Annotated in this window: 26 protein-coding genes and 2 tRNA genes; 19 read left to right on the top strand and 9 right to left on the bottom strand. The window is 48.7% G+C overall.

The genetic code is table 11. From position 1 onward, the window contains the following. Positions 1-109 precede the first annotated feature (109 nt). The 10 genes from HMPREF3201_RS01065 (at position 110) to guaA (ending at position 9,527) form a co-directional block, all read left to right on the top strand. Positions 110-1,300, top strand: coding sequence for an MFS transporter (locus HMPREF3201_RS01065; RefSeq protein WP_062411322.1), 1,191 nt, complete (start codon positions 110-112; stop codon positions 1,298-1,300). Positions 1,301-1,403: 103 nt separating this feature from the next. Next, positions 1,404-1,479: transfer RNA gene (locus HMPREF3201_RS01060), tRNA-Asn, on the top strand. Between the two features lies 1 nt (position 1,480). Then, a tRNA-Glu gene (locus tag HMPREF3201_RS01055) sits at positions 1,481-1,556 on the top strand. Between the two features lie 290 nt (positions 1,557-1,846). Beyond that, complete coding sequence (ilvA, locus tag HMPREF3201_RS01050) at positions 1,847-3,067, top strand: threonine ammonia-lyase (protein WP_062411321.1); 1,221 nt, start codon at positions 1,847-1,849, stop codon at positions 3,065-3,067. Positions 3,068-3,080: 13 nt separating this feature from the next. After that, complete coding sequence (locus tag HMPREF3201_RS01045) at positions 3,081-4,496, top strand: amino acid permease (RefSeq protein ID WP_062411320.1); 1,416 nt, start codon at positions 3,081-3,083, stop codon at positions 4,494-4,496. 54 nt (positions 4,497-4,550) lie between these two features. Continuing rightward, positions 4,551-4,937: a RidA family protein gene (locus HMPREF3201_RS01040; protein ID WP_044503115.1), complete on the top strand. Its 387-nt coding sequence runs from the start codon at positions 4,551-4,553 to the stop codon at positions 4,935-4,937. A 343-nt stretch (positions 4,938-5,280) separates the two neighbouring features. Further along, positions 5,281-6,501: a CaiB/BaiF CoA transferase family protein gene (locus HMPREF3201_RS01035; RefSeq protein WP_062411319.1), complete on the top strand. Its 1,221-nt coding sequence runs from the start codon at positions 5,281-5,283 to the stop codon at positions 6,499-6,501. Positions 6,502-6,839: 338 nt separating this feature from the next. Further along, on the top strand, positions 6,840-7,310 hold the full coding sequence (locus HMPREF3201_RS01030; RefSeq protein ID WP_062411318.1) for a CBS domain-containing protein: 471 nt from the start codon (positions 6,840-6,842) through the stop codon (positions 7,308-7,310). 17 nt (positions 7,311-7,327) lie between these two features. Continuing rightward, positions 7,328-7,885: a CBS domain-containing protein gene (locus HMPREF3201_RS01025; RefSeq protein WP_227163212.1), complete on the top strand. Its 558-nt coding sequence runs from the start codon at positions 7,328-7,330 to the stop codon at positions 7,883-7,885. A 106-nt stretch (positions 7,886-7,991) separates the two neighbouring features. Further along, positions 7,992-9,527, top strand: coding sequence for a glutamine-hydrolyzing GMP synthase (gene guaA / locus HMPREF3201_RS01020; RefSeq protein ID WP_062411317.1), 1,536 nt, complete (start codon positions 7,992-7,994; stop codon positions 9,525-9,527). A 331-nt stretch (positions 9,528-9,858) separates the two neighbouring features. On the opposite strand, the gene HMPREF3201_RS01015 is transcribed toward guaA, so the two are convergent. Genes HMPREF3201_RS01015 through nikB form a run of 5 tightly spaced genes read right to left on the bottom strand, consistent with a single transcriptional unit; the run spans position 9,859 to position 14,757 of the window. After that, complete coding sequence (locus tag HMPREF3201_RS01015) at positions 9,859-11,412, bottom strand: ABC transporter substrate-binding protein (RefSeq protein ID WP_062411316.1); 1,554 nt, start codon at positions 11,410-11,412, stop codon at positions 9,859-9,861. Positions 11,413-11,428: 16 nt separating this feature from the next. Next, complete coding sequence (locus HMPREF3201_RS01010) at positions 11,429-12,187, bottom strand: ABC transporter ATP-binding protein (RefSeq protein ID WP_062411315.1); 759 nt, start codon at positions 12,185-12,187, stop codon at positions 11,429-11,431. Continuing rightward, positions 12,187-12,969 carry an ABC transporter ATP-binding protein gene (locus tag HMPREF3201_RS01005; protein WP_062411314.1) on the bottom strand — a complete coding sequence of 261 codons (783 nt, stop codon included), beginning with the start codon at positions 12,967-12,969 and terminating at the stop codon, positions 12,187-12,189. Before HMPREF3201_RS01005 ends, HMPREF3201_RS01010 begins: the two co-directional genes overlap by 1 nt. 1 nt (position 12,970) lies before the next feature. After that, positions 12,971-13,789 (bottom strand): ABC transporter permease, encoded by an 819-nt coding sequence (locus HMPREF3201_RS01000; protein ID WP_206671162.1) that lies wholly within the window; start codon positions 13,787-13,789, stop codon positions 12,971-12,973. A 26-nt stretch (positions 13,790-13,815) separates the two neighbouring features. Continuing rightward, positions 13,816-14,757 carry a nickel ABC transporter permease gene (nikB, locus tag HMPREF3201_RS00995; RefSeq protein WP_062411312.1) on the bottom strand — a complete coding sequence of 314 codons (942 nt, stop codon included), beginning with the start codon at positions 14,755-14,757 and terminating at the stop codon, positions 13,816-13,818. 254 nt (positions 14,758-15,011) lie between these two features. Between nikB and HMPREF3201_RS00990 the strand changes: the two genes are divergently transcribed. From HMPREF3201_RS00990 to HMPREF3201_RS00980, 3 genes are all read left to right on the top strand, one after another. Continuing rightward, a complete protein-coding gene (locus HMPREF3201_RS00990; protein WP_062411311.1) occupies positions 15,012-15,788 on the top strand; it encodes a class I SAM-dependent methyltransferase in 777 nt (258 codons plus the stop codon). Positions 15,789-15,957: 169 nt separating this feature from the next. Then, a complete protein-coding gene (locus HMPREF3201_RS00985; protein ID WP_072271980.1) occupies positions 15,958-16,824 on the top strand; it encodes a LysR family transcriptional regulator in 867 nt (288 codons plus the stop codon). 128 nt (positions 16,825-16,952) lie between these two features. Then, complete coding sequence (locus HMPREF3201_RS00980; RefSeq protein ID WP_062411309.1) at positions 16,953-17,681, top strand: hypothetical protein; 729 nt, start codon at positions 16,953-16,955, stop codon at positions 17,679-17,681. Positions 17,682-17,875: 194 nt separating this feature from the next. Here the strand turns inward: HMPREF3201_RS00980 and HMPREF3201_RS00975 are convergent, their stop codons facing one another. Beyond that, on the bottom strand, positions 17,876-18,151 hold the full coding sequence (locus tag HMPREF3201_RS00975) for a type II toxin-antitoxin system RelB/DinJ family antitoxin (RefSeq protein ID WP_062411308.1): 276 nt from the start codon (positions 18,149-18,151) through the stop codon (positions 17,876-17,878). A 20-nt stretch (positions 18,152-18,171) separates the two neighbouring features. Between HMPREF3201_RS00975 and HMPREF3201_RS11965 the strand changes: the two genes are divergently transcribed. Next, positions 18,172-18,357 carry a hypothetical protein gene (locus HMPREF3201_RS11965; protein ID WP_154265222.1) on the top strand — a complete coding sequence of 62 codons (186 nt, stop codon included), beginning with the start codon at positions 18,172-18,174 and terminating at the stop codon, positions 18,355-18,357. A 28-nt stretch (positions 18,358-18,385) separates the two neighbouring features. Here the strand turns inward: HMPREF3201_RS11965 and HMPREF3201_RS00970 are convergent, their stop codons facing one another. After that, the gene (locus tag HMPREF3201_RS00970) at positions 18,386-18,985 is read right to left on the bottom strand and encodes an SHOCT domain-containing protein (RefSeq protein WP_062411307.1); all 600 of its coding nucleotides are present in this window, start codon (positions 18,983-18,985) and stop codon (positions 18,386-18,388) included. A gap of 242 nt (positions 18,986-19,227) precedes the next feature. On the opposite strand from HMPREF3201_RS00970, the gene HMPREF3201_RS00965 reads away from it, so the two are divergent. Beyond that, on the top strand, positions 19,228-20,205 hold the full coding sequence (locus HMPREF3201_RS00965; protein ID WP_082709362.1) for an SLAC1 family transporter: 978 nt from the start codon (positions 19,228-19,230) through the stop codon (positions 20,203-20,205). An 88-nt stretch (positions 20,206-20,293) separates the two neighbouring features. Here HMPREF3201_RS00965 and HMPREF3201_RS11695 read toward each other — a convergent pair whose 3' ends face one another. After that, positions 20,294-20,440, bottom strand: coding sequence for a hypothetical protein (locus HMPREF3201_RS11695; protein WP_154254552.1), 147 nt, complete (start codon positions 20,438-20,440; stop codon positions 20,294-20,296). A gap of 403 nt (positions 20,441-20,843) precedes the next feature. Here HMPREF3201_RS11695 and HMPREF3201_RS00960 point away from each other — a divergent pair, with 403 nt between their 5' ends. Both HMPREF3201_RS00960 and HMPREF3201_RS00955 read left to right on the top strand, forming a co-directional pair. Continuing rightward, positions 20,844-21,323, top strand: coding sequence for a low molecular weight protein-tyrosine-phosphatase (locus tag HMPREF3201_RS00960; protein ID WP_062411305.1), 480 nt, complete (start codon positions 20,844-20,846; stop codon positions 21,321-21,323). A 39-nt stretch (positions 21,324-21,362) separates the two neighbouring features. Beyond that, a complete protein-coding gene (locus tag HMPREF3201_RS00955) occupies positions 21,363-21,959 on the top strand; it encodes a lecithin retinol acyltransferase family protein (RefSeq protein ID WP_062411304.1) in 597 nt (198 codons plus the stop codon). On the opposite strand, the gene HMPREF3201_RS00950 is transcribed toward HMPREF3201_RS00955, so the two are convergent. Next, complete coding sequence (locus HMPREF3201_RS00950; RefSeq protein WP_062411303.1) at positions 21,956-22,813, bottom strand: LysR family transcriptional regulator; 858 nt, start codon at positions 22,811-22,813, stop codon at positions 21,956-21,958. The two genes, HMPREF3201_RS00955 and HMPREF3201_RS00950, sit on opposite strands and share 4 nt — an antisense overlap. 164 nt (positions 22,814-22,977) lie before the next feature. On the opposite strand from HMPREF3201_RS00950, the gene HMPREF3201_RS00945 reads away from it, so the two are divergent. Further along, positions 22,978-23,829, top strand: coding sequence for an aldo/keto reductase (locus tag HMPREF3201_RS00945; RefSeq protein ID WP_062411302.1), 852 nt, complete (start codon positions 22,978-22,980; stop codon positions 23,827-23,829). Positions 23,830-23,843: 14 nt separating this feature from the next. Next, entirely contained in the window at positions 23,844-24,692 is an 849-nt protein-coding gene (locus HMPREF3201_RS00940; protein ID WP_062411301.1) for an aldo/keto reductase, read from the top strand. Positions 24,693-26,032 lie beyond the last annotated feature (1,340 nt).

The raw sequence follows: 26,032 nt of genomic DNA, 5'->3' as shown, positions 1-26,032 counted from the left end.
AGCCACCCGTTTTACGGGTGGAGGCGACTGCATTTGAAACAGGCTTGACATTTGAAGGGGCGGCGAGTACCATAAAGAAGCTATTATTTTGCAAAAAGGAGGATTCTTGATGTTTGGTACCATTCCTTTAAAATATGTACTGCCCCTATTAGGCTTGACCGTATCGGCCTTTATTTTTAATACATCGGAGTTCATGCCCATTGGGCTGCTCATCGATATTTCCCAGTCCTTCGGGATGACCGAGGACCAGACGGGCATCATGATTACGATCTACGCCTGGATGGTGGCCTTATTGTCCCTGCCGCTGATGCTGGTGCTCTACCGCATTGAGCTGCGAAAACTCTTGTTGGCGACCCTCAGCGTCTTTGCCTTAGGGCAGTTCCTGTCGGGGATTGCCGTCAACTATCCCATGCTGGTCGCGGCCCGTATCCTCGTGGCCTGTGCCCACTCCGTTTTCTGGTCCATTGCAGCCCCCATGGCGGCCCGTTTAGTGACCCGGGTACATCGCCCTTTGGCCCTTAGCATGATCATTACCGGTTCGTCGGTAGCCATGATATTCGGCCTTCCCTTGGGCCGCGTCATCGGCCTCTACGCCGGTTGGCGCATGACCTTTGTCAGCATCACCGTCGTCGCCCTGTTGGTTCTCATTTACCTGTTCCGCGTCGTTCCGACCCAGCGCAGCAATTCGTCCTTTTCGCGGGAAGATTTGCCGCGGCTCTTAAAAAATCCCCTCGTCGTCAGCGTCTATTTGATTTCCGTATTGTTTGCGACGGCCTATTTTACCGTCTACAGTTATATCGAACCCTTCCTGAAGCTGGTCGCTCAGTTCAGTGCCAACGGGATTACGTCGACGTTGATGCTCCTCGGCGTCAGCGGTCTTATCGGCAGCTATATCTTCTCGCATTTTTACAACCACTACCGCTACGGCATCATCCGCTTGGGCTTTATCGGCCTGGTGTCGATGCTGTCCCTGTGGCAGCTGGCTTCTTCCCAGTGGGAATGGATGCTGGCCGTCTGCCTGATTTTAGGCTGCTCGTCGACCCTGTTTAACGTCACCTTCCAGGCTGAACTCATTCGCCAAGTCCCGTCGGGCGCGACGCCAGTGGCTATGTCCATCTTTTCCGGGATCTTCAATGTCGGTATCGGACTGGGGACCTGGATCGGCGGCCGGACCATGGCTTACGGCTTCTTGCCCTACATCGGCTACGTCGGTGCCGGCATTGGATTGTTGGCTCTCGTCTACTGCTTTACGGCTTATTTCCACTTCCTGGGGCGCCCCGATTCCACCCTCCACGAGTAGGGAAGGGAAGAGTTTGTGAAATTTATAAAAAAAGTACTTGCTTTTTCCAGGGAGTTCTAGTATAATAACACTTGTTCCGGTCGGAGCGGCCGAGACGAGTTATTCCTCAATAGCTCAGTTGGTAGAGCAATCGGCTGTTAACCGATTTGTCGTAGGTTCGAGTCCTACTTGAGGAGCCATGGCCCCTTGGTCAAGTGGTCTAAGACATCGCCCTTTCACGGCGAGAACATGGGTTCAAATCCCGTAGGGGTCACCAAGACGATAAAGAGTTGTCTCATTGAGATGACTCTTTATTTTTTTGTCTATATGTTACAGAATTATTATATATTGTTAAAATATTTTTGATATTTATAATTTAGCATAGTAAAAATCTAATTATGTAAAATTAATAAGACAAAATCCTTAATATATAAACATATGTCTTCTGTAAAAATACTTGAAGGACTAAGCTCCCTTGACGATAGACAGGGGAAAGCGTATAGTAAAGATAGCAAAAACGCATCATTATAATTCAAAGGAGGGACGCTGCTATTTGCAGCAAACAACATGAGTGAACAAAAAGTAACCCTACAAATGATTCAAGAAGCCCAGGAGCGGCTGAAAGGAGTCGCCCAAAAGACAGGGCTGTCGTACAGCAACTCGGTCAGTGACCTGGCAGGCTGTAAAGTCTATTTGAAACTGGAAAACCTCCAGCGTACCGGTTCCTTTAAACTGCGCGGTGCCTATAATAAGGTCGCATCGCTGACGCCGGCAGAACGGGAAAAAGGCGTCATTGCAGCCTCGGCCGGCAACCACGCCCAAGGCGTAGCCCTGGCCGCCAGCGAATACGGCTGTCAGTCGGTCATCTGCATGCCGAAACATGCGCCTCTGAGCAAGATTGCCGCCACCAAAGGCTACGGCGCCAACGTCGTCCTTCACGGCGACTTCTTCGATGAAGCAGCAGCCAAAGCCGTTGAATTGACGGCAGAACACGGCTATACCTTCGTCCATCCCTTCAATGATCCGGAAGTCATTGCCGGCCAGGGGACGATCGCTCTTGAAATCATGGAACAGCTTTCCGATGTCGATGCCATCGTAGCCCCGATTGGCGGCGGCGGCCTCATTTCCGGCCTGGCCGTAGCTGCTAAGAGCGTCAATCCGAAGATCAAGGTCATCGGCGTTCAGACAGAAAACATGCCGTCCATGAAGGTTTCTATGGAAAACGGCCAAGCCATCGCCTGCAACGGAAAAGCAACCTTAGCCGATGGGATCGCCGTCAAGGTACCGGGCGATTTGACCTTCTCCATCTGTCAAAAGTACGTCGATGAAATCGTCACCGTCGATGAATCGGAAATCGCCAGCGCCATCCTGATCCTCCTCGAACGAGGCAAGACCGTTGCCGAAGGGGCCGGTGCCGTACCGGTAGCAGCCCTCATGAACGGCAAGATCTCCGGCATCCGCAATAAGAAGGTCGCGGCTCTTGTAAGCGGCGGCAACATCGACGTCAACAATATGACCCGGGTTATCAATCAGGGCCTTATCCGCTCGCAGCGCAAAATCTTCTTCCAGACCATCATTCCCGACGTGCCCGGCGAATTGGTCAAGCTCCTGTCGATCATTGCCGATACGAGTGCCAACGTCCTTTCCATTACCCACGAACGCAGCCAGCACGGTATCAGCATGGGTACGACCGCTGTATCGCTGGAATTGGAAACGGCCAATGAAAAACACGTTGAAAAATTGATGAATGTCCTTCGGGATAATCATTACTTCGTCATGCTGAAATAAGGGGGAATATACCATGGAAGATCATAAAGAAGGTGCCAACAATCTGGAACGGGGCTTAAAGCCCCGTCACGTTGAAATGATCGCCCTTGGCGGGACGATTGGTGTCGGCCTGTTCATGGGCTCGGCCAATACGATTCAGATGGCAGGGCCGTCGGTCCTCATCTGTTATGCCGTTACCGGCGTCGTCATGTTTTTCATCATGCGTATCATGGGCGAAATGCTCTATCAGGAACCGGTTACGGGTTCTTTTGCAACCTATGGCCATAAGTATATCAGCCCCTTCATCGGCTACCTTACGGCTTGCTCCTACTGGTTCTTGTGGGTCGCTGTCGGCCTGTCGGAAGTCACGGCCGTCGGCATTTACGTCCACTATTGGTTCCCCTTGCTGCCGCAGTGGATATCGGCCCTGGCCGGCATGGCTATCGTCGCCATCGCCAACATGGCCGCCGTCAAGTATTACGGGGAATTTGAATTCTGGTTCGCCCTCATCAAGGTCGTCACCATCATCGTCATGCTCATCGTCGGCGGTGCCGTCATCCTCTTTGGCTTCGGCAATGCAGGCGTAGCCATGGGCTTCAGCAACCTCTGGGAACACGGCGGTTTTATGCCTAACGGTTGGGGTGGTATGCTGGCTGCTATGTGCGTCGTCGCCGCGGCTTTCCAAGGCGTCGAACTGGTAGGTATTACGGCAGGGGAAGCGCAGAATCCGAAACATACTTTAAAACGAGCTGTTAATAATATCGTTTGGCGTATTCTTATTTTCTATATCGGCTCGATTTTCGTCATTCTCTGTATCTATCCCTGGAACGAAGTCAGCTACATCGGCAGCCCCTTCGTCATGACCTTCGCTAAAGTCGGTATCTCGTCGGCAGCGGCCATCATCAACTTCGTCGTCCTGACGGCAGCCCTTTCCGGCTGCAACAGCGGCATGTACAGTTCGGCCCGCATGATCTATACCCTGGCCCAGAACGGACAGGCTCCGAAATGCTTCCTGAAACTGTCGAAATCGGGCGTTCCCCGCAACGGCATCAGCGTTACGATCATCGTCTTGTTTATCGGCGTTATCTTAAACTACCTGATCCCGAATTCGAAGCTCTTCCTCTACTTGTACAGTGCTTCCGTTTTCCCCGGCATGGTTGCCTGGTTCGTCCTGGCCTATGCCCAGAAGAATTTCCGTAAGGCCTGGGGTCCGGAAGTCATGGCTAAACACGAATTCAAATCGCCGCTATATCCGTATTCTAATTATTTCTGCATCCTGTTCCTAGTCCTGGTTACCATCGGCATGCTCTACAACCCCGATACGCGGATGTCCATCTTCTCGTCGTGGGTCTACATGGCAGCCGTCGTCATCGCCTGGTTTGCCTGCGGCCTGAACAAGAAGAAGTATGATAAAGAAGGCCACTTGATTAAGACAGACGAAGAAAAATAAGGTATAATGAAGTTATTATAAAGGCATTATTTATTCTAAAGGAGATGCATTTACATGGCAGTACAGGTTATTAGTACCACAAAAGCTCCCGGTGCCGTAGGCCCTTATTCTCAGGCTATCAAAGCCGGTGATTTCCTCTTTGCATCCGGTCAGATCGCCATCGACCCGGAAAAGGGCAAAGTCGTTGCCGGAACGGTCGTCGGCCAGGCTGAACAGTGCATGAAGAACGTCGGTGCTATCTTGGAAGAAGCAGGCCTCAGCTACGATAATGTCGTCAAGACGACGGTATACTTGACGGACATCAATTTCTTCGGCGCCGTCAATGAAGTCTACGGGAAATATTTCCAGAAGACCCTCCCGGCTCGTTCGTGCGTCGAAATCAGCCATCTTCCGAAAGACGTCTTCGTCGAAGTAGAAGTCATCGCTTACTGCGGGAAATAAAACTTTATTTCGCACCGTTGAGAAAAGATCTTTTCTCAGTGTTACAACGTTGTAAGTCATTTGAAATAGTGGTGCATTTATCATAGCACCACTATTTTTTTATGCGCCATTATGAAATGCTTATGAAGCTGTATGAGAAATCTCAGGTATCGTAATTAGAGGTTATGGTTTATGCGGACTTCAAAGGCTAAGACGCGCCAATCTTTTGGAGGGCCCTCGATTTGAAACTCCCGAAGATTAGGATTCGATGGCCAGTGCATCAGAGGCTGCTGCTAAACACATAAAGAGCTTCATAGGTTTCCGGAATGCCTGAGAAAGAGCCGTGTCGAGAGGAGGAATCTGTATGATACAACATAAAAAACAGTCGGCAGACGCCAAGACAAAACCCTTAACCGGTGTTCGTGTCCTGGATATGACCCATGCCTACAGCGGACCGTTTTGCACCATGCATCTGGCCGATCAGGGGGCTGAGGTCATCAAGTTGGAAGTGCCGGGAAAAGGGGATCAGTCCCGTGGGTGGGCCCCTTTTAAGAATGGCGCCAGCGGTTATTATGCCTATATCAATCGCAATAAGTTTGGTCTGACCCTCAATCTGAAAACGGAAGAAGGCAAAGCCATTTTCAAAAAATTAATCAAAGAAGTCGATGTCGTTTGTGAAAACTTTCGCGTCGGTACCATGGAAAAATTGGGCCTGGGTTATGATGTATTGAAAGAAATCAATCCGTCGCTGATTTATGCTTCGATTTCCGGTTTTGGTTTGGAAGGGCCGGAAGCGGAACGCCCCAGTTATGATCTCATTGCCCAGGCGATGGGCGGACTCATGAGCATGACCGGTGAGAAAGGCCATATTTATAAAGTTGGCTCGTCGATTGCCGATAACTACTCCGGTACGTATTTGTCGCTGGCGATCGTCATGGCTTTATTCCAGCGGGAACGCACCGGGATGGGACGGCGTGTCGATGTATCGATGGTAGATACGATTTTCTCTATTTTGGAAATGGGGGCCATGTACTACACACTCAACGGCAATATTGTAGAACCGGTAGGCAATAGAACCCTATCGGTGACTCCCTGCGATATTTTTGAAGCGGCTGATGGACAATTTGTCCTGGTTTGCGGGACCCAGCGATTTTGGCGGTCTTTGTGCAGCGTCATGGGACAGCCGGAATTGGCCGATGATCCTCGCTTTGCCGATAATAAACTGCGCTGTGAGCATCCGGATGAATTAAAAACGACTATTGAATCATGGAGCCGGCAGCACCGTCTTGATGAACTGGAAGAGTTGATCGTCGGTGCAGAAATTCCTTTTGGACGGATTGCCGATACCAAGGGTGCTTGTGAAAACCCTGTCATAAAACGGCGGCATATGCTTTGGGAGATTGACGATCCCGCTATGGGAGGAACTATCTCTATGCCGGGAACCCCGATTAAAATTCACGGATGTGAAGATAGGCCCCTTCGTCCGGCTCCTGCCTTAGGACAGCATACCGATGATATCCTCAAAGAAATCGTTCATCTTACCGAGGAAGAGATTGCCCGTCTGCATGAAGAGGGTGTCATTTAATTGCGGCCGGAAAAAGTGACGATCTACTGATCGTAGGCGGGAATCCTTTGAAACATATTCGGGATATTCGAGTCGAAAATATGGACGTCGTGATGAAGAAAGGCGACTTGATTCGTCATCGATTTAAATAAGCTCAGATTTTACAAACAGAGTGATTGCGAATGCAGATCGTGCCCTTTTATGAATTTTGCTTTCTGAACTTCATAGAGGGGTACATTTTTTTAGGTCTTTTTGATATCATAGAAGGAAATCAAACCATTCATGTCTAATATCTATAATATAAGGATATATACATACGACGACTTGTACGCCGTTTTCTATTAAAGGAGTGATACCATATGGCAAAACGTACTGCATCGGATATTATGGAAAAGAATTTTATTACGGCCAGCCCGGAAACGTCGGTATTTGATTTGGTCAATCTGTTCGTCAAGAATCATATTACGGCTATTCCCATCATCAATGACAAGGAAGAATTGGTCGGCATCGTAACCGACGCGGACTTACTGTACAAAAAGGTAAAGCCCCATGTTCCGCACTACGTCAATCTGCTCGGCGCCAGCATCTATTACAACGGCATCAGCGAATACGACAAGGGCTTTAAGAAACTCTTGGCATGCACGGCCCGGGACATGATGACCAAAGACGTCATCATTGCTGCACCCGATGCCGATGTCGAACAGATCGCCGGCGTCATGGTTGCCGAACACTTGAAAGTCATTCCTATCGTCGAAGAAAAGCACATCGTCGGTATCGTTACGCGAGGCAATATTTTGGACGAATTGTACCGTGAATACGGGGAAGATTAAAAAAGGGGGAGAAGAACATGACGGAAGAAATGAAGAAAGACTCATTGCCCGTCGAAGAAGAAGCTGTTGAAACGGCCGCTGTTGAAACGGAAGCCGTTGAAACGAAAGCGGAAAGACCAGCCGTCCTCGTGCGGGATGTCATGGAAAAGGTATTCGTATCAGTTACGCCGGATACGCCCATTCGCGACGTATTTCGCCTGTTTATCAAGCATCGCCTCTTGGCCGTACCCGTCGTCGATGACGACAGCCATCTCATCGGCCTCATTTCCAGTGCCGACCTCATGTACCGCAGCTCGAAGCCGCATTTGCCGCGTCTGCCGTTTATGGGGACCAAGGTGTATACCAACCGCATTTGTAAGTATGTCAAAGAATTTAAAAACCTCCTCGATCAGCCCTGCAAGAAACTGATGACCAAAGACGTCATGATCGCAACTCCCCGGGCCGACATCGAACAAGTGGCTGCCGTCATGGTCCTGGAACACTTGAAGGTCCTGCCTGTCGTCGATAACCATCGCGTCGTCGGCATGATTACCCGGGCCTGCATCTTAAAAGACTTGTACCGGGAATGGAAGTAGTCCGTCTCTTTGTGACTAGGCATGAACGCTGTCGTGTGGTATAATATTATGATCTTATCATTTAGGCAGCCCAGCTGCTAAAAAAGTCATTCACGAGGAGGCAATAATGGATACCAAAGAACTCGTCATCGTCGTCGATTTTGGCGGTCAATACAACCAGCTCATCGCACGGCGCGTCCGCGAAAATCACGTATATTGTGAGGTATACCCTTATCATAAAGCCGTTGCAAAGATTAAAGAACTTCAGCCCCAGGGCGTCATCTTTACGGGCGGCCCCAGCAGTGTTTACGAAGACAATGCACCGAAGATCGAAGAAGAAGTCTTCCAGCTCGGCATCCCTGTCCTCGGTCTCTGCTACGGCATGCAGTTCATGGCCCAGACCTTAGGCGGTGAAGTACAGCACGCTACCATGCGGGAATTCGGCAAGACCGAAATCGACGTCAACACGACGTCGCCTTTATTCAAAGGCCTGCAGGAAAAAGAAGTCGTCTGGATGAGTCATCAGGACTACGTCGCTTCCATTCCCGAAGGCTTTGAAATCGTAGCCCATACGGCAAACTGCCCCGTCGCAGCCATGCAGAATCCGGCTAAAAAACTCTACGCCATGCAGTATCATCCGGAAGTACTCCATTCGGAACACGGCAAAGAAATGATCCGTAACTTCCTCTTCGAAGTCTGCGGCTGCACCGGCTCGTGGACCATGGCCAACTACGCCAAGACGGCCATTGCCTCGATTAAAGAAACCGTCGGCGACGGCAAAGTCGTACTGGCCCTTTCCGGCGGTGTCGACAGCTCTGTCGCAGCAGCCCTCATCTCGAAAGCCGTCGGCAGTCAGCTGACCTGCATCTTCGTCGACCATGGCCTCCTTCGTAAGAACGAAGGCGATGAAGTCGAAAGCGCCTTTAAAGACAGCGGCATGAACTTCATCCGCGTCGATGCCTCGGAACGCTTCCTCAGCAAACTCGAAGGCGTCAGCGATCCTGAACGGAAGCGGAAAATCATTGGTGAAGAATTTATCCGTGTCTTCGAAGACGAAGGCCGTAAAATCGGATCTGTCGATTTCCTGGCTCAGGGAACGATTTATCCGGACGTCATCGAATCCGGTGCCGGCGATGCTGCCGTCATCAAGAGCCATCATAACGTCGGCGGCCTTCCGGCAGTCGTCGATTTCAAAGGCCTCATCGAACCCCTTCGCAACCTCTTTAAAGACGAAGTTCGCGAACTCGGGGCTGAACTTGGCCTTCCCGAATACCTCGTATGGCGCCAGCCCTTCCCGGGTCCGGGTCTGGCCATCCGCGTCATGGGTGAAATCACCAAAGAAAAACTGGACATCCTCCGCGATGCCGATGCCATCTTCCGCGAAGAAATCGCCAATGCCGGCATGCAGCGCGACATCAATCAGTACTTTGCCGTCCTCACCAACAACCGCTCCGTCGGCGTCATGGGCGACTTCAGAACCTATGACTACACCCTGGCCCTGCGCGGTGTCACGACGACCGACTTCATGACGGCTGATTGGGCCCGCATTCCTTACGACGTCCTCGATAAAATCTCGAGCCGCATCGTAAACGAAGTAGACCACATCAACCGCATCGTCTACGATATTACCAGTAAACCACCCGCAACGATTGAATGGGAATAAAATAATAGTAACCCTCACAAATCGCAACGTTAAGCGATTTGTGAGGGTTCTTTTTTTGAAACTTTTCGAAGTATACTGACTTATAGGTGTCCTTTAGTGCGAAAGTTTTTATATTATACTATAAAAAATATTTTATGGACCGATGAACAGAAATTATAGCACACAAGAGATCGAAATCGATGACGATAGGGTACTGCATTTGAATGACCGTGATTTCAACTGGAACGTGGAAAAGCCGCTTACGTCGTAATACGTAAACGGCTTTTTTGTCGTACTATTTTTATTTGATTATTTTTCGTTGTCACGATTTATGGAGATGAGCCAAAAAAACTTACTCGACGTCCAGGTCTGCCGTTACTTGATAGTAATCGCAGGCATGGGATGTATAGTTTTTGATGTTTTTCTTGGAAATCATGCTCATCTTTAAGAAGGAACAGAAGACAAAGGCATTATCATCAAGTACCGTCTGCTGCATCTGGACTGCCAGGGCAGCACGTTTGGCCGGATCGAATTCTTGGCTCAGCTGCTGCTCCAGGGCGTCCAGTTTAGCGCTGTGATATTTCCCCTGGTTCTTGGTTGCGTTGCTGACTGCAAATACGGTGAACCAGTACTCCGGATCGCCGGTAGGGGCTTGGACGTTTGCCATGGCATAGACGTCCCATTTTTTCGGGTCTTTGACGACTTGGTTATTATCGGCTGTATTATTGATATCTACGGCCATACCGATGTTTTTTAACGTGGACTGGGCAGATTCTGCCAGCAGCGGAAGTTCTTGACGGCTCGGATAGGTAAGCCATTTGACGATTAGTTTCTTGCCATCCTTCTCACGAATCCCATCGCCATCCGTGTCTACCCAGCCAGCCTGTTCGAGGACTTTCTTCGCGCCTTCCGGATCATAGGTTTCCGTAGTCACCTTATCGCCGCCGAAGGCAGAGCCCGCAGGGAATACACCATTGGCCGGGAAACCATTGCCTTCCAACAGCTTGTCTACAAAATTTTCCTTGTCGATACCCATGGCAATGGCCTTGCGAACGGCCGGATCGGAACAGACCGAATCGGGATCGAAGTTCATTTTGCCAAAGAAGCAGCGTGATGTAGAAATCTGGGAAATGTTGTATTGGTCATTTTGAAAGAGTGGATAGCTTTCATAAGCCATGCCGTAGGCAGCCTGCACTTCGCCGGACTGCAGGGCATTGGCCAGGGTATTGCCGTCGGTAATGGTACGGATGGTAATCTTATCAAGCTTTGGCATGCCGCCCCAATAGTTCTCATTTTTCTTGAGTGTCAGATGGTCGTCGGTCTTCAGGTCCGTTGCGATATACGGGCCCGTACCGGCTACGATGCCGTTTTCAAATCCTGCATCGACATCGATGATACAGCCATAGGGATCGCCCAGATAATTAAGCAGTGCCGGCTTCGGTTCGGTGGTTCTGATAATGAGTTCTTGACCGTTTGCTTCTATAGCGGCGATCTTCAGGTTCTGCTGAGCGCGCTTGTTGTTGGCAATCAGATGTTCCAGACACTGTTTGACGGCAGCGGCATCCATCACACGACCACTGGAGAATTTGACATGGTCACGCAGGATCAGTTTCCAAGTCAGGGGATCGGTATTTTCCCACTTTGTAGCCAGCCAAGGTTGTAATTCCATGGTATCGGAGTACTTGACCAGCGTCTCGCCAACACCGTAGCGGATACAGGCCCAGCCGGCATAGGCGTTGTGGGGATTGATATCGGGCTCTTCATTCGAGCTGTTGAAGGTTGTATCACCAATAGTCAGTGTTTTCCCGCCAGAAGCATTTCCCGCAGCATCATTACCGCAGCCCGATAAAGCCGCGATGCACAGCAGGGCACCGAGCATCAGTGCCGCCAGTTTTTTCCATTTCATATCATTTGCCTCCTTGTCAAAGTACGCTGTCTATCAATTTCTTGGTATAGGCCTGTTTTGGATGTTGAATTACTTCATCTGTCGTTCCCATCTCTACGATTTTGCCATGGTGCATGACCATGACTCGGTCGCAGAAATCCTGAACTAAAGCGATATCATGACAAATGAAGAGATAAGACATATTCAAGTTCTTCTGCAATTCATCGAGGAGTGACAGGATTTCTGCCTGCACGGTTACATCCAGGGCGGACGTGGCTTCATCGAGAATTAAAAGCTTAGGCTGAATAGCCAGTGCCCTTGCGATGGCGGCTCTCTGGCACTGACCGCCGCTGACTTCATGGGGATAACGCTTTGCAAAGGCGGCTTCGAGGCCACAGCGCGTTAAGAGACGCTTACATTCCGCTGCAGCAGCCTCCTTTGAGTAGCCCTGATTGCGCAGACTTTCGGCGATCCCGTATCCTAAGGTCCGGCGCGGGTCGAAGCTTTCCAGGGGCATCTGAAAGACCATCTGCATGTTCTGATAGGCCTGCCGCAGTTTTTTGCCGGAGGCGTGCGTAATATCTTTTTCCTGTAAGATGATGGTGCCGGAGGTGCTATCCAGCAGCCGTGCCACCATCTTTGCTACCGTTGTCTTGCCGCTGCCGCTTTCACCGATGAGGGCAACCTTTTCTCCTTGGCCAATCGAAAAGGTCACATCGTCTACAGCTAGAAAATCATTACGATCTGCAGCGGTAAAAATTTTACGGAGGTGTTCTACACGTAACAATTCTTCCATCAGTACCTCCTTAGCCGCGGTACCGCTGCCAGCAGCTTTTTCGTATAGCTTGTTTGAGGGTGTTGCAGGATATCTCGTACATTTCCATATTCCACCATCCGACCATCTTTCATGACCAGCATGTTGTCGGCCATGGCCTTGATTACGCCGATGTTATGGGTAACCAATAGGATGGCAGTACCAAATAGGTTCCTTGCCAGCAGCATCTCTTCGATGACCTGCTTTTGCACGGTAACATCGAGTGCCGAAGTGGGTTCGTCGGCTAGTAGGAGTTTTGGCTTCAGGAGCATGGCTGCGGCCAAGCCTACCCGCTGCTGCATGCCGCCTGACAGTTCAAAGGGATAGCTGTCTAACATACGCTGGGGTTCCGTAAACCCCAATTTAGCTAGCAGTTCCCGGGCCTGGATTTCTACGGCTTTTTTATCCGTATGGCCGTGAGCGGCCATCATTTCTAAAATCTGTGCCCGTACCGTTCGGATGGGGATGAAGAAACTGCCGGCCATTTGAAAAATCATGCCGATGCCCGGCCCGCAGAGGGTCCGCATTTCTTTTTCCGAAAGGTCAGGCAGGTTTTTGCCCTGGTACCAGATATCGCCGCGGGTGACGAGTCCATCTTTGCCCAAAAGTCCCATGGCCGCCTTCAGCAGCGTTGATTTTCCGCTGCCGCTTTCGCCGGCAATGCCGAGGATTTCCCCGGCTTTAAGGCCAAAACTCACATCATGGACAACCTGTTTGCCATGATAGCTGATATCTACGTGATCGTATCGTATAATTGGGTTCATCTTACCTCCGATTCTTTGGGTCAAGCCAGTCACGGACGGTATCCCCAAGCAGATTGAAAATCATAACGGAAACGAAGATGGCAATGCCCGGCGATAAGGTTACCCAAGGCTGGGCTGCCAAGAGGTTGCGCGTATCACTCATCATGCTGCCCCACTCGGGAATCGGGGGTTTTGCGCCCAATCCCAGAAAGGACAGTCCGGCTAATTCCATCATCATCGTACCGATGTCGAGCATGGCCGTGACCAGGATGGGGCCGGAAATATTGGGAAGCACATGTCTTCGGATCAGCTGGAACGTACTGTTGCCAGCCATTTTAGCAGCCTGCATATAGGTCGATGATTGTTGGGCCAGTGCTTGGCTGCGGGCCAGACGGGCGTATTTCGGCCAGCTGATGGCGGCTAAGGCCAAGATAGCATTATGGACGCCGCCTCCCAGCACGGCCGCAACGGCCAGGGCAAAGACCAGTCCGGGGAAGGCCAGAAACATATCGGCCAGGCGCATCATTATGGTATCAATCCATTTTCCCGACCAAGCACAGATAATCCCAATCAGACTGCCAAAGACTGTGATAAATCCGACCAGCAGCAGGGTAGAAAAAATACTCGTATAGCTGCCGGCAATGATCCGAGACAGCATATCACGGCCGAAGCGGTCTGTACCCAGCAGATGTTCCGCCGAGGGAGCTGCCTTAGCAATGGCCAGATTCTGTTCATAAGGGTCATAGGGACACAGGTATTCACTGAAAAAGGCGCCTATAATCAGCAATAAAGCCAAGGTAGAGAAAAAGATCAGCTTGTATTTGAGGCGGTCGGTTTTCACACGCTGCACTCGTACCGTTACGTCCCTCACTTGCGGCTCACCCCCAGCCGAATGCGCGGGTCTAGATGATGATATAGGAGATCTGCTGCCAGATTGACCACTACATAGATCATCGCCATCCACATGACATAGGCCTGGATCAGCGGATAGTCACGCATATTGATGGCATCGACGGCCAGCTTGCCGACACCATCCCACATGAAAATACTTTCGATAATGGCTGTACCGCCCAAGAGGCTGCCGATAGACAGGGCTAAAAGGGTCATAATGGTCAGCATGGACGCTTTTAGAACATTCTTCCAAAGAATGACTTTATAGCTGACACCACGGGCTTTGGCCCCCAATACGTAATCCTTGTTGAGCTCTTCCAATACCGTTGAACGAACCTGCCGCAAGTACTTGGCGGACATGGCAATAGCCAGAGTCAAGGTTGGCATAACGGCGCTCTGCCAATCAATGCCGCTGGAGATAACCGGCAATATTCTAAGCTGGATACCAAGCAACTGCATGAGCAGCATCCCCACGAAGAAATTCGGCAAGGCATTCCCGATAAAGCTGAAAAAACGCAGGATCAAATCTTCCGTTTTATCATGACGGATGGCTGCCACAATCCCCAAAGGAATAGAAATCACGATCGTTAGCACGATGGAAGCCGTCGTCAGCAAAAGCGTTGCCGGCAGTTTTCGCAGAAAAGATTCCAGTACGGGCTCTCCCGTTACGTAACTCACGCCCATATTGCCATGCAGCATCGCCCAGAGCCAGGAAACATATTGCTGAAAGAAGGGCAAATTCAATCCCAGTTCGACCTTCTTGGCATCAATGATTTCCTGAGCAACTTCAACGCCGCGATTGCTGTACATTTCCGTTACGGCATCACTGCCAGCCATATACATCAGCAGAAATGACAGAAAGGTGATCCCAAACAGGATGGGAATCAACTGCAGAAATCGTTGCAGCGCATATTTCAAAACGTCTCATCCTTTCTTTTTTCTTTATATCTTTAATAATATATGAAAAAATGTATACATATAAGCCCCGTAGGGGGATGTGTTGGTGGAAAATGTTAAGAAAATATGCGTTAGTATCCCCATAGGGGGCTTATAAATTCTATTTAAATTCGATAAACTAATCATAGTGAATGATACGCATGGAAATTTTTCAAATCCCCACCGCCTAACGCCGCCGGCGTTTGCGACAGAGGGCCCGCAGGAGATGGATAAATATGATAATAAGCAGTCTAAAATATAAAGAAAAAATCGATACGTATAGTGAATTAAACCGCAAAATCGAAGCCTATTGGGACTCCCGCAGTGATGACTTCAGCAAGACCAGACGGAAGGAACTAGAAGGCCCCAGTGCAAAGGCCTGGAGCCGTTTGCTGCAGGAGAAGCTTCCTCAGGGAAAGAAACTTCATATCCTGGATATCGGCACAGGAGCCGGTTTCTTTGCCATCTTATTAGGGAAACTGGGCCATGTAATGACGGGCATCGATATGTCGGGAGAGATGCTCCATGAGGCTAAGCTGAATGCATTGGCTTATGGGGTACCGGCCAAATTTAAGAAGATGAACGCCCAAGAGCTTGATTTCGAATCAGAATCATTTGATGCTGTCATCAGCCGTAATCTCACTTGGACACTGCCGGACGCCATGGTGGCTTATCAGGAATGGCAGCGCGTGCTGAAGCCTAATGGAGTACTTTTGAACTTTGACTCCGATTATGGACGGGAAACCTTCTCTAAAAAAGAAAATCAAGAACATGTCCATGCCAATATACAACAAGAACTTATCGACACCTGCAACAGCATCAAAGATTCTGTCCGCATCAGCGATCATCGTCGCCCCGGCTGGGATACAGCATATCTGCAAAGTCTTCATATGGAAGTCGCTGTGGAAGCCGATATAGCGCCGCGAGTTCATAACGATCCCAATATGCAGTACGATGACGTCCCGCTCTTTGCCATCACTGCCAGAAAAGTATTTCACACGGATGATTTTTAAAAAATATCGTATAGTATGAAGACATCGATGGATTTTATCCAGTTTTTAGAGGAGTCAGCACTTTGTTGGCTCCTTTTTGTGTACGCTAATTGGTCATTGACTTTCGGATATGATAGAAATATAATATTTATATATATTTACATATTTATTTTATATAAATGGTGATGAAATGGATATTACGTTATTAAGATATTTTTATACGGTGGCCAAAGAGGGGAGTTTCATGGCGGCAGCCGAGAAATTGGATTACGCTCAGTCGAATCTTTCCATGCGTATTAAGCAGCTCGAGAAAACGGTGGGGGCAGAGCTGCTGATTCGCAGCCGGAACGGCGTTTCTCTGACCGAGAAGGGGCGAATCTTGTTCGGCTATGCTGAAAAGATCCTCTCTCTTTCGGAAGAAGCCGATTATGCTCTCCGCGAGGCAGGATATCAGACGAAAAGCCTGACCATTGCGGCTATGGAGTCGGCGGCTGTCACCTTTCTCCCGGCCCTGCTCTCGGACTATCATCGGGCCTATCCTGACATCTCTGTCAAAGTCACGGCGGGGACGACCGATGCCGACGTACAGGCTGTTTTGGCCAATGACGTTGATGCGGCCATTGTCGTAGGGGAAAACGCTCATGAGGAATTGTGCGCTGTCCCGCTAAGGCAGGAAAAACTAGTCTTGATTGTCGATCAAGAAGCCGGTGGTACGCAGGACCTACCGGAGCTGCTGAAAAAGCCGCTCCTCGTCTTTCCCGTCGGATGTTCCTATCGCCGTCTCCTCGAGCGGATGCTCTCCGACTTCGGACTGGCACCTGTCGATAAGATGGAATTTACGTCTCTGGGGGCCATCTTGGCCAGCATCAGCGCCGGTCTCGGTATTTCCGTCTTTCCGGAAACGGCTGTTTCGGCTTTTTCGGCAGGAAAGGCGTTATGCACCATACCACTCCCGGATAAATACGCAACAGCCGACCTGTATCTCGTCTATCGCAAACGGTCGGCAGGCAACAAAACGCTGATGAATTTTATTGATACTCTGAAAGGGGAGCCCTAAAGCGCTGTAAAGCGTGAAACGTAAGGCTATATGGGGGAAGAAAAGGGGAAAATTTGATACTTGCAGGAAAACCATGAATGAAGGTTCGTCCCAAATTTTAGGAACCGCAGGAAAGGAAGGGTACATCAATGGCAAAATACTATATTGCTAGCTGTGTATTCACGGCAAAATTTCCGGAATTGAGTTTCCGAATCCAAGATTACATCCAGAAACGCTTTGGTTTCACGGTGGTGCGCTGCTGTGTGCCAAAATATAAGCTCAAAGACTTTGAAGATAAAATGCCGGAAGGACAGATCCGAAGCGACTGGGCAAATCTGCCTGATTCCGGCACCTTTTCTGATGGCGATGAAGTCTATTCCCTCTGTCATAACTGCAACAACCTCATCAACGAAATGCACCCCGGTACAAAAGTTCACTCCTTGTGGGAACTCATCGATGGCGACGATTCTTTTCGGTTGCCGGATTTCCGGGGACGTAAGGCCTATGTCCAAGACTGTTGGCGCAGTCGAGACCGAAAGGAAGAACAGGATGCGGTACGCAGTTTGCTGAACAAGATGAATATTGACGTCCTAGAACTTAGCCAGAATCGGGAACAAACCGATTTCTGTGGGGCCTCCCTCTATCGTCCCCAGCCGCCGCGGAATCCCAAACTGGCACCGAAGCATTACGTAGAAGGTGCCGTCGGAAAATTCGTGCCCCATTCGCCGGAAGAACAGAAACAGATCATGCAGGAATACTGTCGTCAATTCGGCAAAGACAAAGTCATCTGTTACTGTCATTATTGCTTAGAAGGACTCTTGATGGGCGACGCAGATGCGGTACATCTGGCACAGATGTTGTTTCTTGAAGGGCACTAATATAAAATCAGTGACTTTGTTATGACGACGTAAAAGGACGGAACCATTTTGTAATGGCCGGTACAATTTTTGGTTTGTTTTGGAATCGTTTATTATTGTAATTGAACGAAAAATGGCAGCCCCTTCAATATGGAGCTGCCACTTTTTATAGGATGATGGAGGACGGTCAGGCTATTTGCTGTCGGTACGAAATATCAATCGTCTTTGTTCAAATCCGCCATCAAATCAGAGATGCTGTCATAGTGTTTGAATTTTTCCGGATGGTTTTTTAGTTCTTCTGCTTCGGCAAGGGCGGTGAGGGTTTCGTCGTTGAAGGCTTCAATTCTGCCTTCGAAGGGAATCCCATCGCAGCGGACGGCGGTTTTTAAGAACATGGTAATGGCGGAAGACAGATCCAGTCCTAAACGATTGAACAAGGCTTCGGCATCTTTTTTCAGTTTTTCATCTACGTCGATGGTAAAATCAGCCATGATAACTCTCCCTTCTGTATGTGGATATTATCTTGAGTATGCCTGATAAAGAGGAAAAAAGCAATAGATGTCTTGGAGATGGAGGACGAATTATTTCGATGAAGATGGTCTTTTTATATGTTCAAAAGAATCTGGTAGATATGTTAGAAACTGAAAAGCGGCTTGCTCGGGGGCAGGCCGTTTTTGAAGTGAATCGTTTATATTAACTCGGTTTTTGGAAAAACAAGGGGATTTTCAGATACTATCGAAAATTTTCCGTGCTTTAGCTCTATACTCGTCTTCTGAAATAATTCCTTCTTCTTTAAGTTCTTTTAATTGTTGGAGCAGGGCAGCCGGATCCTTAGTGACGGAGTGCGACGGTGGCGCCGTGTCAATGGGGGACGAATCATCTGCATCTGTTAAGTCATCTATTTCTTCTTCATCTTCCGTGTCCTTATCGTATGATTCTTCTGTTGCGCGACGGGTCTCTAAATAAGCGTCATAAAATTTTTGATAGGTTTGTAAATCGCATTCGGCAAGAAATTCTTGGCCGCTTTTTAATTTTGCGGCCATGCAGATGTATTTGGTATTTCCGCCGAAAAGGAGGCCGGCAATAAGGCCGACTGGTCCCAGGGCGACGGCTCCTAAGGTTGTCCACCCGGCCTTGGATAAGACTTTCGTCTTATTCTCCTCTGTGATTTGTTCGACTCTGGCAAGGTTATTTTTCAGCTCATAGGTATCGGACTTAAAAGTGAATCCCGGCCGGGGTACTGACAACTGAAATAACACTCCAAATGTAGTTAAAAGCGATGTTTCTTTAGAAAAATCTCCTCCTAAAATTTTAAAATGTGACATGAATAGAATCCCTTCTTTTGGAAAAATTTGATGGGGCAGATGAATCCTTATGCTGGGAGTCGCTGCCTTACGATTCGTAAAACTCATTTTTATAGTAACACGCTCAGCATGAGAGTCAATGATCGTTTTTATAGATCGTGCATTACCGTGGTTATATGATGGGCGGATACCATAGGGCTCGATTTAAAATAAAGAAATCCATGGTGGACGAAGTATTGGTCATAATATAATTATGCGTTATAATGAGTGGTATATACTGGCCGGCGGAGCAATCTGTGGGGGGCCGGCGTTTTGGATATGGGGGAGATTGTATGGGGATATCTAATTTTTCAATCGTTATGGGGTTTTGTGGACTGGCTTTTTCTTATATGGCGGCGACGGCGCTTTGGGGGCTGCCGGCAGTTATCGGTGAGGGCATCGGCATCGTTGCGGCCGTGATTTATGCCGTTTTATGTATTGGCTATGGCCGGAAAATCTTGGTTCAACCGGAAGCAGTTCGCCAGGAATGGGAGAGTCCGGAAGGGGCGCCTTTTTTTGCTACTTTTGGGATGGCGTCGGTATTGTTGGCCGCTGTTTTAGAGCCGTGGGCGTTTCTCCTTTCAGCTATCGTCTGGGTCATTGGCGTCGTAGCTTTATTTGCCTGTATCTTCCTCTTATGGCGGCGCTGGCTGAAAGAGAAGCAGGATGCAGCCCATTTGACGCCGGCTTGGCTGCTCATCCTCATTTCACCGCTGACGGTGCCGGTGGCCGGCAACAGTTTGAAACTTTTCGGGTATCAGGAGCTGACTTTGTTTTCTTTGAGTATCGGCTTGGGTCTGGGGCTTCCGGGCGTCATGTTTTTACTGAAAGAAGCAGTCTTTGACAAGCACTTCGGGCCGGGTCTGCTCATCGTCCTGACGCCTTTCGGCATGGCTTATCTCGACTATACGGCGACCTTCGGAGCCGATATTTTTTCGGCCTTGCTGCTCCACTGCGGCTTCTTCATAGCACTGCCGCTGTTGCTGACGGTCCTGCGCGATATGGTAAAGGGGACTTTTAGTCTTATTTGGTGGTCTACGGGATTCCCGCTCATGGCCTTTACCAACGCCATGCTGCACTATGCCAAGACGTCCCCGTCTGCTATCATGAATGTTCTCAGCGCTGAATTTTTAGCCGGCGGCACGGTCCTCATCGCCTATCTGTCCGTAAAGACCTTGATGGGGTTGCGGAAATCGCGGTGATGACCTCTTAGGAACTGTCTGAAATGAAGAACAGCCCTCTTGCAAAAGAGGGCTGCTTGTGTCAGATGTTCTTCCATATGCATCGGTGTTAGTGATTTGATTTGGCGAAATCCTTTTCCAAGTCGTCGAATACTTCTTCGAAGGGGCGACCTTTTCCTTCGAGGGATTGTTCGTAGCTGTGCTGTAATTTGGCATTCAATTCGGCATGAGTCAAGATGTCCCCGGTTTCAGGCAACGTAATAGAGACGGGGAATGTTTTTTACGGATGCATCTTTCATGATAATCACCTCCTGCTTATAGGGTAATTCATGGGATGATAAATGGCGATCCTTCTATTTTAAAGAAATATATTTTTAAATATAAAACTATATGATTTTATACGTAAAATTCATTTAAAAAATAAGTCTGGATATGGTACAATAAAGGTATCTATTCAGACTTTTTTTGTATGGCAGGGCGGTTATTACCTCGATTTTTTTCCTCGAGGGACGGGATGGGACACCTTTTTTGGAAAGATGTTATATATTCTTTTATAAAATTTTGTAAACATATCTTATACAGTTTATGGACTTATGATAAAATGGAAGTAGTAGGACGTGCCTATTATATCTTGGTATGATTAGAAAGGATAGAAAGACATGATTAAAGTACTATTTATTTGCCATGGAAATATTTGTCGGTCGCCGATGGCCGAGTACGTGTTCCGGAAGATGGTCGATGAGGCGGGGCTGGCCGATTCGATCGAGGTTTCTTCGGCGGCAACGACGGACGATGAAATTTGGAGTGATACCGGAAGTCCGGTCTATCCGCCGGTGGAACGGCTGCTGAAGGAAAACGGCATGGATCCGAAGGAGAAGCGGGCCGTCCGGCTGACCGTCGATGATTACGACAAGTACGATTATTTTGTCGGCATGGATGATGAAAATCTGTCGGACATGAAATTGACCTTAAACGGCGACCCGAAGCGCAAGTGTTCGCTCCTCCTCGATTATACTCATCATCCGCGGTCCGTGGCCGATCCTTGGTATACGCGGGATTTCCAAAAGACCTGGGACGACGTCGATCACGGCTGTCGGGCTTTCTTGGAATTTTTGAAGAAGCGGCATTTTAAGGGCTGATGAGGCCTAAATGAAAAGTTTTGTTAGGAGATGAGGAATATGGCCATTGGTGTAGACTCTCTGTTGGCCGTATTGGAAGACCCGGCGCCGGAAGAAAATTGGGCTAAGGCCGAACCCGTGAAGGGCGACCATATCCGCGTGCGCCGCATCGGCGGGTTATACTACCATCACGGCATCTATGTCAGCGATGACGAGGTCATTTCCTTTGCCGGTGACGACGATTATAATCCCGTCGACTGGTGGGATACGGAAATCCAAGCCACGTCTTTTGAACAGTTTCGCCAGGGCGGCGAGATCGAGGTTCGGAAGTATACGGAAAAAGAGGCCGAAAGCCTTTGTGACGTCGACGATACGATTGCCTTTGCTCGAGCCTGTTTGGGCAACAAGGACTACGACCTGTTATTCCATAATTGTGAGCACTTTGCCAATGCCTGTAAGCTCGGTGTCTACCGCAGCCAGCAGACGGAGAACCTTCTCCTTGGCGATGCCTTGACCAAAGCAATCCAGTGCCTGTGGGATGAAGATGCACGCCGGCAGTGGTTTACTGAGGCTTGGGAGGACCTTAAGGCCCAGGTGCAGGATAAGCTGCGCCGGGATAAGGAAAAGGAAGATAAAGACGAAGGCGAAGGCGATTAATGGATCGTCCGCTCGTCGATTTGTCGGAATAAGGGTTCGTAGCGCCGGGCTTCGTTTTTCAGGCAGACCAGATAGTAGTCGGTTTGGCATTCTTCATCGACGAGGGGTAAGTTGATTCGCCCGGGAATGGCTTCGCCGCGGCGCATGAAGTAGCTCGAGACAAAGAAGGGATAGTCTGAGTTTTGGGCCAGCTCCAAGAAGGAATCGCGCTGGACCTGAAGCAAGTAACGGGTGTTTGGCGTTTTGTGACGGGTGATTTCCATCCAGAAGCCGATTTGCGAAAAGAGCAGGATGGGACGGCCGTCTAAATCTTGGAGATGGACTTCGGGATAAAAGGCCAGGGGGTCTGACGGCAGGATGGAGAGGTAGAGTTTTTCGCTGCCGCATTTTTTGGCTAACAAGTCGTCGCCGTCGGGAATCTTATGAGTAACGGCCAGCTGGTAGGTCCGATTTCTCAGGTTTTCGGCAAAGGCTGCGTCGTCTTTCATGTCGACCGAGAGGGTCATGCCTTCAAAGAGGATGTTGATGATCGGCGTCAACACCGTTTGCGGGACCGGGGCACAGTAGCCGATGGACAGGGTGTGCAGGCTGCGGTCGTAACTGCGGATACGGCTGCAGAAATCGAGATTTTCCTGAAGGACCCGTTTGGCATAGGGAACGGCATAGCGGCCCGTTTCCGTGAGTTCAAGATGATTTTTGCTGCGAACAAATAAGGGAACGCCTAATTCAAGCTCCAGCTTCTTCATGGCCCGCGTCAGGGCCGGTTGAGAGGTATGGAGCTTTTCTGCTGCCCGGGTCAAGGTTCCGGCGTCGGCAAAAGCGGCAAATTGGGCTAAGAGGTTCGTTTCAATCATCGATATCTCCCTTTCAGTATACAAAAATCGGATAGTGAAATCCTTTGTTGGCATTGTACACCTTTTGTCGAGTGTTGTAAAATTCTACATGTGGACAGGAAATATCCAATACGCAAATCGTGCGTATCTTATATATGAATTCACAGTAGAAAGGAGTGCTGCTCATGGAATATACGAAGCTCAGCAACGACGTCCGCGTCCCTTTATTGGGACTGGGGACCTTCATGATCAGTCCGGACGATACGGAAACATCGGTGTACGAAGCGTTGAAAATGGGCTATCGCCTCATCGATACGGCCAACGCCTATCTTAACGAAGAAGCTGTCGGGAAGGGCCTTAAGAAAGCCATGGATGGAGGTTTGGTAAAAAGGGACGACGTCTTTTTATCGACCAAAATCTGGCCGACGCTCTATGAAAAGGACGACGCCGTCGAGAAGACCTTGGAACGGCTCGGTGTCGATTACGTTGACCTGTTGTTCATCCACCAACCGGCCGGACAGTATCAGGCAGGCTATGCCTTGATTGAAAAGGCTTATAAGGAAGGCAAGGCCCGGTCCCTGGGGATTTCTAATTTCTTTGGGGATAAACTCGAAAGCCTGCTTTCTGCAGCCGACGTCAAACCTCAGGTCATCCAGCTCGAAACGCACCCGTACTATGTATACGATGATGTTATGGTGCGCCTTGCGGAATACGGCACCAAGCTCATGGGCTGGTATCCCTTGGGCCACGGCGATCCGGGACTGCTCCACGATCCGATGATTACGAAATTATCGGACAAATATCGTAAGAGCACGGTCCAGATTTTGCTGCGCTGGGCTGTCCAGCGCGACTTCATGACCATTCCAGGAACGAAGAACATTGATCATCTGCGCAGTAATTTTGATATCTTCGATTTTTCCCTGACCGACGAAGAAATGGCCGCTGTCAACGCCTTGAACGGTACGCGCCGCTATTATACGCCGTCAGAGGAACTGGAAACTCGTTATGCCAATATGCATTTGCCCTTTGAAGGCTGATAGGAGGAAATACGATGGAATTTGTAACCTTAAACAACGGAATTAAGATGCCGAAACTCGGTTACGGTGTTTACCAGACGGCACCGAATGATACGGAACGCGCTGTCAGTGATGCCCTTGAAATCGGCTACCGCCTCATCGATACGGCCGCTGCCTACGACAATGAACAAGGCGTCGGCGCCGCCATTCGTCAGAGCGGCATCCCTCGGGAAGACCTCTTCGTCACGACTAAACTCTGGGTCCAGGACCATGGCTATGACAACACGCTCCGAGCCTTTGACACGTCGATGAAAAAACTCGGCCTCGACTACCTCGACCTCTATCTCATCCATAAACCTTATGGCGATTATTACGGCGCTTGGCGGGCTATGGAAAAGCTCTACAAAGAAGGCCGTATCCGAGCCATCGGCGTCACCAGCTTTTGGAACGAACGCCTGGCAGACCTTGCCAATATGAATGAAGTCAAGCCGGCCGTCAATCAGATCGAAACCAACGTCTGGGATCAGAAATGGTCGGAAGACGCTTTTATGAAAGAAATCGGCATCCAACACGAAGCCTGGGCTCCTTTTGCCGAAGGAAATAACGACGTGTTCCGCACGCCTTTGCTTCAAAAAATCGGTGAAAAATATGGAAAAACCGTTGGCCAGGTCATGCTGCGGTGGCTCTTACAGCGGGACATTGCCGTCATCCCCAAGTCGGTACGAAAAGAACGGATGCAGGAAAACTTTGACGTCTTTGACTTCGAATTGACACCGGCAGACATGGAAGCCATCCGGACCCTCGATACGGGGAAGAGTACCATTTACGATGAAATGGATCCCCACGTCGCTATGACTATCGGTCAGGTAAAGATTCACGACTAAGAAATCCTTATAATACTATATTATATATATTAAGAGGCTGTTATGAGAGAGTAGGTTCTCGAATAGCAGCCTCTTTTGTCGTGATTTTACGCTCTTTTGAAGCCGTAATAATACACTTTCTCTTTTTCGCTGTGGCTTATCCATGCCGTTTATAGAGATGCCCTATGAGAACTGTAACGCGTTACATAGAGAGATAAGAAAAGAAGAGATAAAGAAGAGATAAAGAAGAGAGGAGATTATAAATAGATAAGAAAATAGACAAGAAAGAAAAAGAGGAGCGATAAAAAAGACAAGAAAAAGAGATGGGGGAAGGAAAATAAAAATTGTCTTTTTGTATCGTACAGATGTACATATATTTAAAAACAGATGATTGAGCGAAGATTATGTTATAGTGTTTTTAGACCTTAATAATTTTTGAAAAATAGATTGTATGATACGAAGTTAATAAGTAAATTTTTCGATGATGAAAAATACGTATTGTAGATTGGAAAGATATTTTTGAAAGGGATGTGGTCCATGAATCCGGAAGGAAATCCGGGATGATAAAATATCCTCGTTCTTTCGTGTGATCGATTTCCCATCGGCCGGATTGTCGTCTGTGTAACCCGACATGGGAGTACGTGATTTGGGCAAATTTTTCCTGTCAAGGATATTTTTCCGTGTTTTTGTAAGTTTTTGCCCATGAAAAAAGTAGAAAAGTAATTTTATTCACGGCCGATGAATTAGGTTGTCATTTTTCCTGCCCTTTACAATTTGCTGGGTTTTTATGCCTAAAAGAAGGGAGAAACAGGCCTCATTGTACGGAAAATATCAAAGGGATTCGGCCTGGAATCGAAGGGGTAAAAAAAGATTTGGTAAAAATTTTCTGAAAAAGTGCATAAACCCCAGTAAATATGTGGATTTTCTATGGTTCAAAAATAATTTTGCTGATTTTGTATACACGGCGTAAACGGCATGGTTGTGCCATTTATAGTAATAGGAAAGATTATCAAAATTGAACGAGTTTTGACAAAACGATGCAAACCGAGTATAATGCAAACCAACTGGTGTAGTGCTTATGCAGGTGGCACCAGGTGACAGAGATTGTGAAATGGTTATATTTCAAGGCAGTAAAAGAGAGGAAACTAGGACAACTCGCCAATGAACCCTTGAAAAATTACCTTTCTTTCATCTCGACTGTAACGAAGTAAGACGAAAAGAAACTTATTTTTTACGGAAAAGAGGTAATTTTCATGAAATCCAAAGTATTAGCAGCTCTCGTAGCAACTATGGCTGTTGGCGCAACGTGCGCATTCGCAGCTAACCCCTTCGTCGACGTTCCGTCCGACAGCTGGGCTTAC

Origin of the sequence: Megasphaera sp. MJR8396C, assembly GCF_001546855.1 — a bacterium.
GTDB lineage: Bacteria > Bacillota > Negativicutes > Veillonellales > Megasphaeraceae > Megasphaera.
This window is presented reverse-complemented; position numbering and strand designations above follow the sequence as displayed.

What these genes read in the sequence shown, in the direction of transcription:
- HMPREF3201_RS01065 (WP_062411322.1), top strand. Translation starts at nt 110, where the DNA reads ATGTTTGGTACCATTCCTTTAAAATATGTACTGCCCCTATTAGGCTTG.
- ilvA (WP_062411321.1), top strand. Translation starts at nt 1,847, where the DNA reads ATGAGTGAACAAAAAGTAACCCTACAAATGATTCAAGAAGCCCAGGAG.
- HMPREF3201_RS01045 (WP_062411320.1), top strand. Translation starts at nt 3,081, where the DNA reads ATGGAAGATCATAAAGAAGGTGCCAACAATCTGGAACGGGGCTTAAAG.
- HMPREF3201_RS01040 (WP_044503115.1), top strand. Translation starts at nt 4,551, where the DNA reads ATGGCAGTACAGGTTATTAGTACCACAAAAGCTCCCGGTGCCGTAGGC.
- HMPREF3201_RS01035 (WP_062411319.1), top strand. Translation starts at nt 5,281, where the DNA reads ATGATACAACATAAAAAACAGTCGGCAGACGCCAAGACAAAACCCTTA.
- HMPREF3201_RS01030 (WP_062411318.1), top strand. Translation starts at nt 6,840, where the DNA reads ATGGCAAAACGTACTGCATCGGATATTATGGAAAAGAATTTTATTACG.
- HMPREF3201_RS01025 (WP_227163212.1), top strand. Translation starts at nt 7,328, where the DNA reads ATGACGGAAGAAATGAAGAAAGACTCATTGCCCGTCGAAGAAGAAGCT.
- guaA (WP_062411317.1), top strand. Translation starts at nt 7,992, where the DNA reads ATGGATACCAAAGAACTCGTCATCGTCGTCGATTTTGGCGGTCAATAC.
- HMPREF3201_RS01015 (WP_062411316.1), bottom strand. Translation starts at nt 11,412, where the DNA reads ATGAAATGGAAAAAACTGGCGGCACTGATGCTCGGTGCCCTGCTGTGC.
- HMPREF3201_RS01010 (WP_062411315.1), bottom strand. Translation starts at nt 12,187, where the DNA reads ATGGAAGAATTGTTACGTGTAGAACACCTCCGTAAAATTTTTACCGCT.
- HMPREF3201_RS01005 (WP_062411314.1), bottom strand. Translation starts at nt 12,969, where the DNA reads ATGAACCCAATTATACGATACGATCACGTAGATATCAGCTATCATGGC.
- HMPREF3201_RS00990 (WP_062411311.1), top strand. Translation starts at nt 15,012, where the DNA reads ATGATAATAAGCAGTCTAAAATATAAAGAAAAAATCGATACGTATAGT.
- HMPREF3201_RS00985 (WP_072271980.1), top strand. Translation starts at nt 15,958, where the DNA reads ATGGATATTACGTTATTAAGATATTTTTATACGGTGGCCAAAGAGGGG.
- HMPREF3201_RS00980 (WP_062411309.1), top strand. Translation starts at nt 16,953, where the DNA reads ATGGCAAAATACTATATTGCTAGCTGTGTATTCACGGCAAAATTTCCG.
- HMPREF3201_RS00975 (WP_062411308.1), bottom strand. Translation starts at nt 18,151, where the DNA reads ATGGCTGATTTTACCATCGACGTAGATGAAAAACTGAAAAAAGATGCC.
- HMPREF3201_RS00970 (WP_062411307.1), bottom strand. Translation starts at nt 18,985, where the DNA reads ATGTCACATTTTAAAATTTTAGGAGGAGATTTTTCTAAAGAAACATCG.
- HMPREF3201_RS00965 (WP_082709362.1), top strand. Translation starts at nt 19,228, where the DNA reads ATGAGTGGTATATACTGGCCGGCGGAGCAATCTGTGGGGGGCCGGCGT.
- HMPREF3201_RS00960 (WP_062411305.1), top strand. Translation starts at nt 20,844, where the DNA reads ATGATTAAAGTACTATTTATTTGCCATGGAAATATTTGTCGGTCGCCG.
- HMPREF3201_RS00955 (WP_062411304.1), top strand. Translation starts at nt 21,363, where the DNA reads ATGGCCATTGGTGTAGACTCTCTGTTGGCCGTATTGGAAGACCCGGCG.
- HMPREF3201_RS00950 (WP_062411303.1), bottom strand. Translation starts at nt 22,813, where the DNA reads ATGATTGAAACGAACCTCTTAGCCCAATTTGCCGCTTTTGCCGACGCC.
- HMPREF3201_RS00945 (WP_062411302.1), top strand. Translation starts at nt 22,978, where the DNA reads ATGGAATATACGAAGCTCAGCAACGACGTCCGCGTCCCTTTATTGGGA.
- HMPREF3201_RS00940 (WP_062411301.1), top strand. Translation starts at nt 23,844, where the DNA reads ATGGAATTTGTAACCTTAAACAACGGAATTAAGATGCCGAAACTCGGT.